Genomic DNA, 13,120 nt, shown 5'->3' on the forward strand with positions numbered 1-13,120 from the left:
GGAACTGGATGCACCTGAGACGCCGATCTCTCCTTCTCGCGGCCGCCGCCACCCCGGCGGCCGCGACCGTACCCGCGCTCGCGGCACCCGCGCACGCGGCCCCTGCCAGTGGGCCGTTGGTCATCGGCCACCGCGGCGCGGCCGGCTGGCGCCCCGAGCACACGGCCGCCTCGTACACGTACGCCGTGCAGACGGGCGCCGACTGGATCGAACCGGACCTGGTGCCGACGAAGGACCATGTGCTGGTGGTCCGGCACGAGAACGAGATCTCCCAGACCACCGACGTGGCCCGCCACCCGGAGTTCGCGGACCGCCGCACGACGAAGACGGTCGACGGCCGGTCCGTGACCGGATGGTTCACGGAGGACTTCACCCTCGCCGAGCTGAAGACGCTGCGGGCGGTGGAGCGGCTGCCGCAGGTCCGCAACCGCAACACGGTCTTCGACGGGCGTGAGGAGGTCATGACCTTCCAGGAGGTCGTGGACCTGGCGCGGAAGCTGTCGAAGACGCACGGCCGGACGATCGCCGTCTTCCCGGAGACCAAGCACCCGACGTACTTCCGCTCCATCGGCCTGCCGCTGGAGCCGAAGCTGGCGGCCGCGATCCGCCTGGGCCGGCTCGGCCGGCGCGAGTGCGTCGTGCAGTCCTTCGAGCCGACGAGCCTGAAGCGCATGACGGGCCTGGGCGTACCGCTGTGGCAGGCCCTGGGGACGACGGGCGGGCCGTACGACCTGCCCACGACGACCTACCGGGACATGATGACGCCGTCGGGCCTGGCCGCGATCGCCGAGTACGCGGACTGGATCGGCCCGGACAAGTCGTCGCTCGTCGGCACGTCACTCCTCGCGGACGCCCACGCGGCGGGCCTGCGCGTGGGGCCGTACACCTTCCGGGCGGAGAACCAGTTCCTGCCGACCGAATTCCGGCGCGGTACCGGAAGCACCGATTTCGGGGACGCGTTCGCGGAGTACGCGCTGTACTACCGCTTGGGAGTCGATGCGGTGGTGACCGACTTCCCCGACCTGGCGGTGATGGCGAGGAGGGGCTGATGACGGTGAGCCGGGCGTGCCGGACCTGCGGCACCATGCAGGAGTTCCGGAGGTTCAACTCCGCCGAGCGGGCGGCCGTATTGGCGGAGAAGGGGGACGGTCACTTCGTGGACGACTACTGGCGCTGCACCGCGCTCGGCTGCCGCTGGTATCAGCGCTACCTCAACCGTGGCGAGGACGGCCTGCTCCCGGAGGAACTCCGGATCCAGGCCGCCCCCGCCGAGTGAGGCTCACAGGTTGCTGAAGTCCGGCCCCTTGGTGCGGGTGCGCTTGATCTCGTAGAAGCCGGGCACCGAGGCCACGGCGAGGGTGCCGTCCCACAGGCGGGCGGCCTCCTCGCCCTTGGGGGCCGGGGTGACGACCGGGCCGAAGAAGGCGATCTGCTCACCGTCGGCGCCGGGCACGGCGATGACCGGGGTGCCGACCTCCTGGCCGACCTTCTCGATGCCCTCCTTGTGGGAGGCGCGCAGCTCCGGCTCGTACCGGGTGGCGTCCCAGTGCTCCATGAGGGACTCGGGCAGACCGACGTCCTTCAGGGCAGCGGCGACCGTCTCCTTGCCGGGGCCCTCGTCCTTGTTGTGGATGCGGGTGCCGAGCGCGGTGTAGAGGTCGCCCAGCACCTCGGCGCCGTGCTCCTGCTGTGCCGCTATGACGATCCGGACGGGACCCCACGCCTTGGTCTCGAGCAGGTCGCGGTACTCCTCGGGCAGCTCGTCGAGCTTGTCCTCGTTGAGCACGGCGAGACTCATGACATGCCAGCGGACCTCGATGTCCCTGACCTTCTCCACCTCCAGCACCCAACGGGAGGTCATCCACGCCCAGGGGCACAGCGGGTCGAACCAGAAGTCGACGGGGGTCTTGTCCGACATGTCTCTCCTCGTGAGGAAACCGTTTCTCCGGGAACACCACCGCTCGCCCCGGTCATTCCCGGCCGCCCCGCCTCAGGGGCACGTGGCAGGATCTGTGCGTTCAGCCGTATCCCATGACGCTTGAGGAGTTCCGCCCGTGCCCGGTGAGAATCTGTCCCGCGACGAGGCCCGGGAGCGGGCCGCCCTGATCGGCGTCGACGGGTACGAGGTGTCCCTCGACCTGCGGTCCGCGGTCGGTGCGGACGACACCGGCGGGCCCCGCACGTTCCGGTCGGTCACGACCGTCCGGTTCCGCTGCAACGAGCCCGGCGCGAGCAGCTTCGCCGACCTGATCGCGCCGAGTGTGACGGCGGTCTCACTCAACGGCCGGGATCTGGACCCCGGCGAGGTCTTCGACGGCTCGCGGATCACGCTGGAGGACCTGGCCGCCGACAACGAGCTGGTCGTCGACGCACAGTGCGCCTACTCCCGCACCGGCGAGGGCCTGCACCGCTTCGTCGACCCCGAGGACGGCGAGGTGTACCTGTACACCCAGTACGAGCCGGCCGATTCCCGCCGCGTCTTCGCCAACTTCGAGCAGCCCGACCTCAAGGCCCCGTTCCGCTTCGAGGTGCGGGCCCCGGAGGGCTGGACTGTGTGGAGCAACGGGGTCGGTGAACGGGCCGACGGGGTGTGGCGGTTCGCCGAGACCAAGCCGATCTCGACGTACATCACCTGTGTGGTGGCGGGCCCGTACCACTACGTGACGGACACGTACTCCCGTACGTTCGCGGACGGCACGACGCTGGAGATCCCCCTCGGCGCGCTGTGCCGCAAGGGCCTCGCGCCCCACTTCGACTCCGACGACGTCTTCCTGGTGACCAAGCAGGGCCTGGACTTCTTCCACGACCACTTCGACTACCCGTACCCGTTCGGGAAGTACGACCAGGCGTTCGTGCCCGAGTACAACCTTGGTGCGATGGAGAACCCGGGTCTGGTGACGTTCCGGGAGGAGTTCATCTTCCGGGGCAAGGTGACGCAGGCCTCCTACGAGGGCCGGGCCAACGTCGTCCTGCACGAGATGGCGCACATGTGGTTCGGCGACCTGGTCACCATGGAGTGGTGGGACGACCTGTGGCTGAAGGAGTCGTTCGCGGACTTCATGGGCGAGTTCTCGCTGGTCGGCGCGACCCGCTTCGTCAACGGCTGGGTCACCTTCGCCAACCGCCGCAAGGCGTGGGCCTACCGGGCCGACCAGCTGCCCTCCACGCACCCGATCACGGCGGACATCCGCGACCTCCAGGACGCCAAGCTGAACTTCGACGGCATCACCTACGCCAAGGGCGCGTCGGTGCTGAAGCAGCTCGTGGCGTACGTCGGCCAGGACGCGTTCCTGGAGGGCGCCCGGCGTTACTTCAAGCGGCACGCGTACGGCAACACGCGCCTCGGTGACCTGCTGTCGGTGCTGGAGGAGACCAGCGGCCGGGACATGAGCGCCTGGGCGCGGTCCTGGCTCCAGACGGCCGGGGTGAACTCGCTGACGCCGCAGCTGCTGCTGGACCCGCAGGGCCGCGTCGAGGAGCTGGCCGTGGTGCAGGAGGCGGCCGAGTCGCATCCGGAACTGCGCCCGCACCGGGTGGCGGTGGGCCTGTACCGGGTGACGGGCGGCGGGGCGGTCGAGCGGTACGCGCGCGCCGAGGTGGACGTCGACGGCCCGCGGACGGTCGTGGCGGAACTGTCCGGCGCCGAGGCGCCCGATCTGGTCCTGGTCAACGACGACGACCTGACGTACTGCAAGATCCGCTTCGACGAGACCTCGCTGGCGACGCTGCGCGAGCACCTGGGGTCGGTGACCGACCCGCTGGCGCGCGCCCTGTGCTGGTCGGCGCTGTGGAACATGACGCGGGACGCGTTGCTCCCGGCGAGGGACTTCGTGGACCTGGTGCTGCGGTTCGCGGGGAGCGAGTCCGAGATCGGCGTGGTGCAGATGCTGCACGCGTGGGCCGATTCGGCGGTGACGTACTACGCGGCGCCCGGCTGGCGGGAGACGGGCGGCCGGCTGCTCGCCGAGGGCGCGCGGCGCGAGCTGCACGAGGCCGGGCCGGGCAGCGAGCACCAGCTCGCGTGGGCGCGCTTCTTCGCCCGGACGGCCACCGCCGAGGCCGACTTCGAGCTGCTGAGCGACCTGCTGGCGGGCACGGCGTCGGTCGAGGGCCTCGACCTGGACCAGGAGCTGCGGTGGGCGTTCCTGGAGCCGCTGGCCGCGCACGGAGTGGTGGACGAGAAGGCGCTGGCCGAGGAGCTGGCCCGGGACGACACGGCCTCCGGCAAGCGCCACCAGGTGCGCTGTCTGGCCGCCCGCCCGTCGGAGGCGGTCAAGGCACAGGCGTGGGCGCGGGTCGTGGAGTCGGACGCGCTGTCCAACGCCATGGTCGAGGCGACCATCGCAGGCTTCTCCCAGGGCTCCCAGCGGGAGTTGCTCGCGCCGTACGCGCAGAAGTACTTCGCGGCGATCGAGCGGGTGTGGGCCGAGCGGTCGATCCAGATCGGGATGGACGTGGTGCAGGGCATGTTCCCGTCGCTCCAGCAGTCCCGGGACACCCTCGACGCCACGGACGCGTGGCTGGAGACCCACCGGGAGGCGGCCCCGGCCCTGCGCCGGCTGGTGCTGGAGGCCCGGGACGACCTGGCGCGGGCCCTGCGGGGGCAGGAGTGCGACGCGGCGGCCGGGTCGGCGGTCGACTGAGACCTTTGGCCTGAGACCTGTTGATCCGCCACCGTTACCAGATGGCTGCTCCGGCCGCCGTAACCCCTGGCCCGCACCCGAGCGGACCAGGGGTTTTCGGCATCCGAACAAGCGTCCTTTAGTGCGGGCTTGTCCGTATTTGTCGACGGGTGTGTAACAGCGGTTAAAGGGGGGATCGGGCGCGGGAAACCCCCGGTCATGACCCACAACACGCCGCTCTCCCCCGCCCCCTGCACGACCTGTCCGGCCGCGGCCGGCTCCGCGTGATGACGGTCGCGCGGCTCCGCTCGCACGGCGTCTCGACGTCCGAGACGAACGAGCAGTGCCGCCCCGGCGGACCCTGGCAGCAACTCCTCCCGGGCGTCGTCCTGCTCCACCCGGGCCCGCCGACCAGCGAGGAGCGGCTGCACGCGGTGCTGATGTACGCGGCGCGGGAGCGCGGCACGGGCGTCCCCGCCCAGCCCGGCGCGGGCGAGGCGCACGCCCCCGCCTACCCGGAGGCGATGATCACCGGCCTGGCCGCCCTGACGCTGCACGGCTTCTCCTCCACTCCCCCGCTGTCGTCCCTGGACACGATCGACGTCCTGGTCCCGCGGCTGCGCCGGCTGCGCTCGACGGGCTGCGCGCGCATCGTCCGTGGCGGCGCGCTGCCCGCCCCCGAGCAGGTCACGGGCCTGCCGGTGGCCCCGGTCGCCCGCGCGCTGGCCGACGCGGTGGCCGAGTTGGCGGACGCCGGCACCGTGCGCCGTCTGATGACGGAGGCGGTGCGCGGGGCCCACTGCGAGCCGGCGGCGGTGGTGCGGGAGCTGAACCAGGCGCGGCTGCTGAGCCGTCCGCACGTGGTGGACGCGATCGAGTCCCTGCTGGCGGAGGGCCGGGTGATCGCGGAGGACCGCCTGTACCGGATGGTGCGCGAGTACGACCTGCCCGACCCGCTCTGGAACGTGGACCTGCGCCTGCCCGGCGGTCCCCACCTCGGGGGCCTGGACGCGTACTGGCCCGACCAGGCGGTGGCGCTGGAGCTGGACACGCGGGCGCCCCGGCAGGACGACGACGCCCTGTGGTCCGAGTACGCCCGCAAGCGCGAGCACCTGGAGCGCCTCGGCATCACGGTCGTCCACATCACGCCCAGAAAGCTCCGTGACTCCCTGGAACAGCAGGCGACGGTGGTCCGCACGGCCCTGATGGCCTCGGCCGATCGCGACCCGGCCGCGTATGTCGTGGTCCTGCCCCGGTAGTGACGGACAGGGGGCAGGACCAGCAGGGATTACTTTCCGCAGAACTCCGCCTCGATGATCGCGCGGGTGCTGCCCGACCAGTCGCCGTTGAAGTTCACGGCGAGCATGTGGCGGCCGTCCTCGGTCGTCACGGCGTCCGAGTTGGAGCCACTGATGCCGCCGTCGTGGCCCCAGACGTGGACGCCGCAGCTGAGCTTGCGGTCAACGAGCCCCAGGCCGTAGCGGCAGGTCTCCCGACTGGACGCGACCGTGGTCTTCATCTTCTTCAGCTGCTCGGGCGGCAGCAGCCTGCCGCGGAGCAGGGCCGAGTAGAAGCGGTTCAGATCGGCCGAGCTGGAGACCATCTGGCCCGAGCCGTAGGCCAGACGCGCGTTCAGTTCCGTGACGTCGTACGTCGGGCCCCTGTCCGTCTTCGCCGGCTTGGATTAGGCGCGGCTGCTGGGCCGGGGCAGGGAGACCCGGGTGGTCGGGACGGACGTGGAGGTCAGGTGCAGGGGGGCGATGACGCGCCGGTCGATCCCGCCGCCGTAGTCGCCGCCCGTGGCCTTCTCGATCACCCGCGCGACCAGGACGTAGTTGGTGTTGGAGTACTCCCAGGATGCGCCCGGCTCGAAGTACGGCTCGTTGCGCAGGGCGAAGGCGATCAGGTCCTCGGGGGTCGCCTCGTCGAAGCGGTGCCTCATGAAGCCGTCCGCGGTCATGTACCTCTGCTGGAAGCCACGGTCCTCCAGGTGGTCGAAGATGCCGCTGGTGTGGTCCGGGAACCGGCGGAGGGTGGTCCGGCGGCCGTCGTGGCCGAGGCCCCGGACCACGCCGGGCAGCCATTTCTCCACCGTCTCGTCGAGCGAGAGCTTCCCCTCCGGTTGCAGCACGACCGTGGCCACGGACGTCTTGGAGATGCTGGCGACCCGGTAGTGGTCCTGCGTCGAACGCGGCTTGCCCGTCTTCAGGTTGCCGACGCCTGCCGTGGTCGCCCAGGCGCCGTGGCCCCGCCGTACCGTCAGCGTCCCGCCCGGCACGCCGTCCGCGACAGTGGCCCGCGCCGCCCTCCGGGTCGCGTCGTGGTCGCCGTGCGTTCCAGCCGGAGCCGCCGCCAGTGCGGGCGCCACCAGGGCCGCCGACAGCGCCACTGCCGTCAGGGCCGTCGTCGTCACGCGTTACTTCATGTCCGGAGGGACCCGGCCGCCCGGCCCGGGTTGACCGGCACCGGGCGGTTGAGCGGGATTCATCCCTTCTTGAGCACCAGCTCGGTGTTGCGGTCCTCCGGGTCGCCGCCGAGGGTCGTGCTCGCGCCGGGGGCGTTGAGGGACAGCTCGCGGTAGAGGGCCGCGAGGCCGGTCTGGGAGAGGTCGGAGAAGTCCGTGCGGTGCGGGGCCGAGGACTCCACGAGCGTGGTGAACAGGGAGACCGTGCCGTCCTTGTTGTCGGCCAGCTCGATGACCCGGGCGAGCTGGGGATAGTCGACGTGGGAGGCCGTGGAGATCTCCCAGAAGGAGCCGCCGCCGGACATCGCGTGCGGGGTGATGACGTTCTTGTGGATGTGGCCGTTCACCCAGGCGAGCACGTTGCGGTGGCCGCCGAGGAGAGCGAGGACCTCTTGGCCGTTGTGCCGGCGCTCCTGGGGGCGGGCCGGGTCGACGCGGGTGTTCGTCATCGTCTTGCTGGTGTGATGGCTGAAGATCACCGCGTAGGAGTCCTTGTTCTCCCGCAGGGTCCGGTCGAGCCACTTCAGCTGGGCCGTGCCGAGCGAGCCCTCGTAGTGGCCGCCCGCGTCGGTGGTGTCCAGGCTGATGCCGATGACGTCGTCCGAGACGCGGAAGGCGTAGTACTGGGTGCCCGTGTCGAGGTTGGCCGAGGAGTAGCCGTGGCCGGCCGGGCCGACGCCGCGGTAGGCCGGGTCCAGGTGCGCCCGGATGTACTCGGCCGGGGTGAAGGGGGCGCGGCTCTCGTCGGGGGTGACCGAGCGCATGGCGCGGGCGTGGGTCTCGAGGAAGTCGTGGTAGCGGACGCCCTCGGGGTCCCGGGCCTTCTTGATCAGGGTCTGGAGCCGCTGTGCCTCGGCGGCGGACACGTTCATCAGCTTCTTGCCGCCGACGGCGAGTTCGGTGAGGTAGGAGTCGCCGTGCGAGGCGTAGCAGCCCATCGGCAGGGAGTCGTGGTTGCCGACGGTGGAGTACCAGGGCAGGTTGAGGCCGGGGCTCTGAACCTCGCGGATGGCTGCCTTGAGGAAGCCGTCGAGGTGCGGGAAGCCGACCTGCTTGTCGGAGTCGCGGACCGCGGCGTCCGGCTGCCAGTACTGCTTGAGGCCGCTGTTCTGGACGCCCTCGTACTGGCGCGGATCCCCGGTGTTGGGCGTGATGCGCCCGCCGCTCATGATCTTCAGGAACCACTCCAGCTCGGACTTGGCGTTGTTGTCCGTGTTGTCGCCGGTGGTCATGGCGAAGTGCAGCGGGGCGCCGGTGACGGGTGCGCCGCGGAGCGCGTTGATCCGCTCCACCAGCGCGATCGCGCCCTGCACGGTCAGCACCTCGTGCGGCCGCCAGGCGTGCACGTCGGCCGAACGCAGGTACTCCAGGCGCAGCGGGTGCTGGGCGTCGATGATGTGCAGGTCGGTGAGCTGCACGAACGCCGCGAGCGCGGTACGGCGCCCGGCGCGGCCGGACTTGGGCGCGGCCAGGTCGGAGCGCACGACCCGCCGCCAGCCTGGTCCGTCGCCCAGCCGCCGGTAGCCGGAGCCGCGCGGGGTGGCCACGGACGCCACGGTCGTGCCCTTGGTGTACGGGGCCAGCGGCGCGGCCGGTGCCTGACGGGAGGAGGCGGCGACGGCCTCGGTGGTCTCCTTGGCGGTGGCGGCCTGGCTGTCGCTGGGCCGCAGGGCGTAACCGACGCCGGCGGACAGGGCGACCGCTCCGGTGGCGGCGAGCACGGAACGACGGTGGATGCCCTGGCCGGAGCCGGCGACTGAGCGTGTGCGCGACATGCGCTTCTCTCCCCGAGTGCGAACGCGTCGGCAGTGGTCGCGGGATGTCCGGCACGCGAACATCCCGCTCGTACTGGATCGTTGGCACTGGGAATGACCTGCGCGTAAACGCGGCGGCAACGGGCAGCGCCGATCACCGTACGTGGATCTTGGACTACCCTGCGCGTCGTCGGTCGCTCCTGGAACGGCCCGGAGTCGGTCACGCGGTGTTCATCTTCCGGGGTACTGCACCTATTCCACCTCCTCCATGACGTCGGCGAGCCGTCCGGTGACCGGCCGCTCCCGCCACAGGCGCAGTGCTATGTCGACCATCCCCACGCGGACCAGTCCGGGCACCGCGTCCAGGTCCTGCCAGGCGGCGAGGTCGGTGGAGCCGTTCACCTCGTTGCGCAGTTCGCCGCCGGTGATCCGGCCCTCGTAGACGAAGCGGACGGCGTGATGGTCGACGGCACGCCCGATGCCGTCGCGGAAGACGCGGCGGGAGGAGTCCACGCCGAGCAGTCCGGTGACCTCGATGCGGTACCCGGTCTCCTCCTCGACCTCCCGCCGCACGGTGTCGTAGGGGTCCTCGCCGTGCTCCATGCCGCCGCCCGGCATGACCCACTCGGGGGTGCCGTCGTCAGCCGGGGAGCGGGCGAGCAAAATCTGTCCGTCACGGACGCATACGGCGTAGGCCGCCACCCTCAACTTCTGGCGCACTACGGGACGTTAACCGATTTCGCCGCCTTCAGGACTCATGCTCGCAAAACGCATCGCGGGTTTTCCCCATACATCCATTTCGTTTCGGTCAACGCTCCCCAAAGAACCTCCCCTTGCGTAAAGCTGTGCGATCGTCCGGGCCTGCGTTCCGGACGGTCGCGACCAGGGCCGATCGGTCCCGGTCGCTCCCGCTCGTTCCTTTACCTACAAGGGATGCCGATGACCAACACCCCGCAGCGTGACCCGATATCGGCCCGGAGACGCGCGGCACGCATCGCCGTGGCGGCCGGCCTGGTCGCCGCGCTCAGTGCCGCCGGGCCGGTCCCCCTGGCCTTCGCCGCCGACGAGCCGGGCGCGTCCGCCCCGGCCGACACCGACGTCAAGACGGCGCACGACAAGCTCGGTTCGGGCGACGCGGACCTGCTCGCCGAGGCCAAGGCCGACGGCGACAAGACCGTCACGATGATGATCGCCACCGCGCCCGGGCAGACCGAGCAGGTCGCCGGGCAGCTGGACGCGGTCAAGGGCGGCGCGGTGGGCCGGGCCGACGACAAGCTGGGCTACGTCCGCGCCACCGTCCCGACGTCCCGGGCTGACTCGGCCATCGCCGCCGCCGCCAAGCTCTCCTCCGTGCACGGCATCGACCTGCGCGAGGAGATCCCGCTGGACGACCCGACGCCGGCCGCGGACGCCGTCAAGGGCACCGAGGCCGCCGCGGGGACGTACCCTGCGCCGGGGAAGAAGACCCCCGCGGAGAACCCGTACAACCCGTCCTTCGAGACGGGCGCGGTCGACTTCGTCGAGGACCATCCGAAGGCGGACGGCCGCGGCATCACCATCGGCATCCTGGACTCCGGCGTCGACCTGGGCCACCCGGCGCTCCAGAAGACCACGACCGGCGAGCGGAAGATCGTCGACTGGGTGACGGCGACGGACCCGCTCGTCGACAACGACAACACGTGGCGCCGGATGGACACCTCCGTCTCGGGCCCCACGTTCACGCACGACGGCAGGACCTGGACGGCGCCTTCGGGCTCGTACCGGGTGAGCACCTTCAAGGAGTCGTACACCACCGGCGGTGACGCCAAGGGCGACGCCAACCGCGACGGCGACACCACGGACGCCTGGGGCGTGCTGTACGACCCGGCCGCCGGCACGGTCCGGGTCGACCTGAACAACAACAACGACTTCGGTGACGACACCGCGATGAAGCCGTACAAGGACGGCTTCCAGATCGGGTACTTCGGCACCGACGACCCGAAGACCGACGTCGCCGAGCGGCAGCCGTTCGTCGTCGAGATCCGCAAGGACGTCGTCTACAACGGCGCCGGTGCGAAGGCCGACTTCGTCAACATCGGCGTCATCCAGTCCCAGCACGGCACGCACGTCGCCGGCATCACCGCCGCCAACGGCCTGTTCGGCGGCAAGATGGACGGCGCGGCTCCGGGCGCCAAGCTCGTCTCCTCGCGCGCCTGCACCTGGTCCGGCGGCTGCACCAACGTCGCGCTCGCCGAGGGCATGATCGACCTCGTCACCAAGCGCGGCGTCGACATCGTCAACATGTCCATCGGCGGCCTGCCGGCGCTGAACGACGGCAACAACGCGCGCGCCGAGCTGTACACGCGCCTCATCGACACCTACGGCGTCCAACTGGTGATCTCCGCGGGCAACTCCGGCCCCGGCACCAACACCATCGGCGACCCGGCCCTGGCCGACAAGGTGATCTCGGTCGGCGCGTCCGTCTCCAAGGAGACCTGGGCCGCCAACTACGGCTCGGCCGTGGAGAAGAAGTACGCGCTGATGCCGTTCTCCTCGCGCGGCCCGCGTGAGGACGGCGGCTTCACCCCGACCCTGGTCGCCCCCGGTGCCGCGGTCAACACCATCCAGACCTGGGTGCCGGGCGCCCCGGTCGCCGAGGCGGGCTACTCCCTGCCGGCCGGCTACGGCATGCTCCAGGGCACCTCGATGGCCTCCCCGCAGGCCGCGGGCGCCGCCGCGCTGCTGCTCTCGGCCGCCCAGCAGAAGAAGATCGACCTCACCCCGGCGACCCTGCGCACGGCCCTCACCTCGACCGCCGACCACATCAAGGGTGTGCAGGCGTACGAGGAGGGCGCGGGCCTGATGAACATCGAGGACGCCTGGGACTCGATCCGCGACGGCGCCACCTCGCACGCGTACACGGTCAAGGCACCGGTCGACACCGCGTTGGACAACAAGCTCAAGACGCCCGGCTACGGCACGGGCCTGTACGACCGTGAGGGCGGCCTGAAGGCCGGCCAGAAGAAGACGTACGAGGTCACCGTCACCCGTACGTCGGGCGCCGACAAGGCGATCCGGCACGAGCTGCACTTCGAGAACAACGCGGGCGGCACGTTCCGGATCGTCGGCTCCGACGAGGTGAAGCTGCCGCTGAACCAGCCGGTCACCGTCAAGGTCCAGGCCGCGCCGAAGTCCGCGGGCATCAAGAGCGCGATCCTGGAGGTCGACGACCCGAAGACCGAGGGCATCGACAAGCAGGTCCTGCACACGGTGGTCGTCTCCGCACCGCTGAAGTCCACGTTCTCCGCGTCCGGTTCGGTGCAGCGCAACAGCTCGCAGCACTACTACGTCACCGTGCCCGAGGGCGCGAAGACGCTCGAGGTCGCGATGAGCGGGCTGAAGGACAAGAGCCAGACCCGGTTCATCTCCATCCACCCGTTCGGTGTCCCGTCCGACCCGACGTCGACGGTCAACTGCTACCCGAACTACTCGAACCCGGCCAACACCTGCCGCCCGGACCTGCGTTCCTACGCGAACCCGCAGCCCGGCGTGTGGGAGATCGAGGTCGAGTCGCGCCGTACGTCGCCGCTGCTCGACAACCCGTACCAGCTGGACGTCGCCGTGCTCGGCGTGGCCTTCGAGCCGGAGACCGTGACCGTGCCCGAGGCGAAGGCCGGCACCCCGGCCGCCGCCTCCTGGAAGGTGACCAACCGCTTCGCCGCGATCGACGGCAAGCTGGTGGGCGGTCCGCTCGGCTCCTCCAAGACGACCCGTCCGTCGATCAAGCACGGCGAGACGCAGACCACCACGGTCGAGGTGCCCGCGGGCGCGAAGTCGCTGGACGTCGCCATCGGCCGCGTCTCGGACGCCGCCGCCGACCTGGACCTCGTGGTCTACGACGCCGCAGGCAAGCAGGTCGGCAGCTCCGCGGACGGCGACTCGGAGGAGTCGGTCTCCCTGCCCTCGCCCGCCGCCGGCAAGTACACCGTCCAGGTCATCGGCTACTCGGTGCCGGCCGGCACGACCGAGTACGACTACCGGGACGTGTTCTTCGCTCCCTCCCTCGGCAGCGTCACCGTCGACGGGTCGGCGCCGGTGAAGCTCGGCACGGGCGACTCGGCGACGGTCTCGGGCAGCGTCACCGCCGCGGCGGCCGCGCCCGAGGGGCGTGCGTTCTTCGGCCGGGTCCAGCTGGTCAACGCCCGCGGGACGGCCGCGGGCATGGGCAGTGTGAAGATCGAGAAGGTCGTGCCGTAGCGGTTGGACGGCATCCGAGGGCGGGCGTCCGACCGGACGCCCGC

At 71.0% G+C, this 13,120-nt stretch carries 7 protein-coding genes and 2 pseudogenes; 5 read left to right on the forward strand and 4 right to left on the reverse strand.

Features of this window, described 5'->3' with window-relative positions; all coding sequences use genetic code 11:
* Positions 1 to 8 precede the first annotated feature (8 nt).
* Both V8690_RS14430 and V8690_RS14435 read left to right on the forward strand, forming a co-directional pair.
* On the forward strand, positions 9 to 1,049 hold the full coding sequence (locus V8690_RS14430; RefSeq protein ID WP_338779011.1) for a glycerophosphodiester phosphodiesterase family protein: 1,041 nt from the start codon (positions 9 to 11) through the stop codon (positions 1,047 to 1,049).
* Entirely contained in the window at positions 1,049 to 1,276 is a 228-nt protein-coding gene (locus V8690_RS14435; protein WP_338779014.1) for a hypothetical protein, read from the forward strand. The genes V8690_RS14430 and V8690_RS14435 overlap by 1 nt, the downstream gene beginning before the upstream one ends.
* A 3-nt stretch (positions 1,277 to 1,279) precedes the next feature.
* Here V8690_RS14435 and V8690_RS14440 read toward each other — a convergent pair whose 3' ends face one another.
* Complete coding sequence (locus tag V8690_RS14440; protein ID WP_338779016.1) at positions 1,280 to 1,918, reverse strand: DsbA family protein; 639 nt, start codon at positions 1,916 to 1,918, stop codon at positions 1,280 to 1,282.
* Between the two features lie 136 nt (positions 1,919 to 2,054).
* Here V8690_RS14440 and pepN point away from each other — a divergent pair, with 136 nt between their 5' ends.
* Both pepN and V8690_RS14450 read left to right on the forward strand, forming a co-directional pair.
* Positions 2,055 to 4,643: an aminopeptidase N gene (pepN, locus tag V8690_RS14445; RefSeq protein ID WP_338779018.1), complete on the forward strand. Its 2,589-nt coding sequence runs from the start codon at positions 2,055 to 2,057 to the stop codon at positions 4,641 to 4,643.
* 198 nt (positions 4,644 to 4,841) lie between these two features.
* A pseudogene (locus V8690_RS14450) lies at positions 4,842 to 5,881 on the forward strand (hypothetical protein).
* 29 nt (positions 5,882 to 5,910) lie between these two features.
* Here V8690_RS14450 and V8690_RS14455 read toward each other — a convergent pair.
* The 3 genes and pseudogenes from V8690_RS14455 to V8690_RS14465 form a co-directional block, all read right to left on the reverse strand.
* Positions 5,911 to 7,035, reverse strand: a pseudogene (locus tag V8690_RS14455) (serine hydrolase domain-containing protein).
* Positions 7,036 to 7,106: 71 nt separating this feature from the next.
* Positions 7,107 to 8,861 carry a TIGR03767 family metallophosphoesterase gene (locus V8690_RS14460; RefSeq protein ID WP_338779020.1) on the reverse strand — a complete coding sequence of 585 codons (1,755 nt, stop codon included), beginning with the start codon at positions 8,859 to 8,861 and terminating at the stop codon, positions 7,107 to 7,109.
* A gap of 231 nt (positions 8,862 to 9,092) precedes the next feature.
* A complete protein-coding gene (locus tag V8690_RS14465) occupies positions 9,093 to 9,560 on the reverse strand; it encodes an NUDIX hydrolase (RefSeq protein WP_338779022.1) in 468 nt (155 codons plus the stop codon).
* Between the two features lie 219 nt (positions 9,561 to 9,779).
* Here V8690_RS14465 and V8690_RS14470 point away from each other — a divergent pair, with 219 nt between their 5' ends.
* Complete coding sequence (locus V8690_RS14470) at positions 9,780 to 13,076, forward strand: S8 family serine peptidase (protein ID WP_338779024.1); 3,297 nt, start codon at positions 9,780 to 9,782, stop codon at positions 13,074 to 13,076.
* Positions 13,077 to 13,120 lie beyond the last annotated feature (44 nt).

The organism is Streptomyces sp. DG1A-41, assembly GCF_037055355.1.
GTDB lineage: Bacteria > Actinomycetota > Actinomycetes > Streptomycetales > Streptomycetaceae > Streptomyces.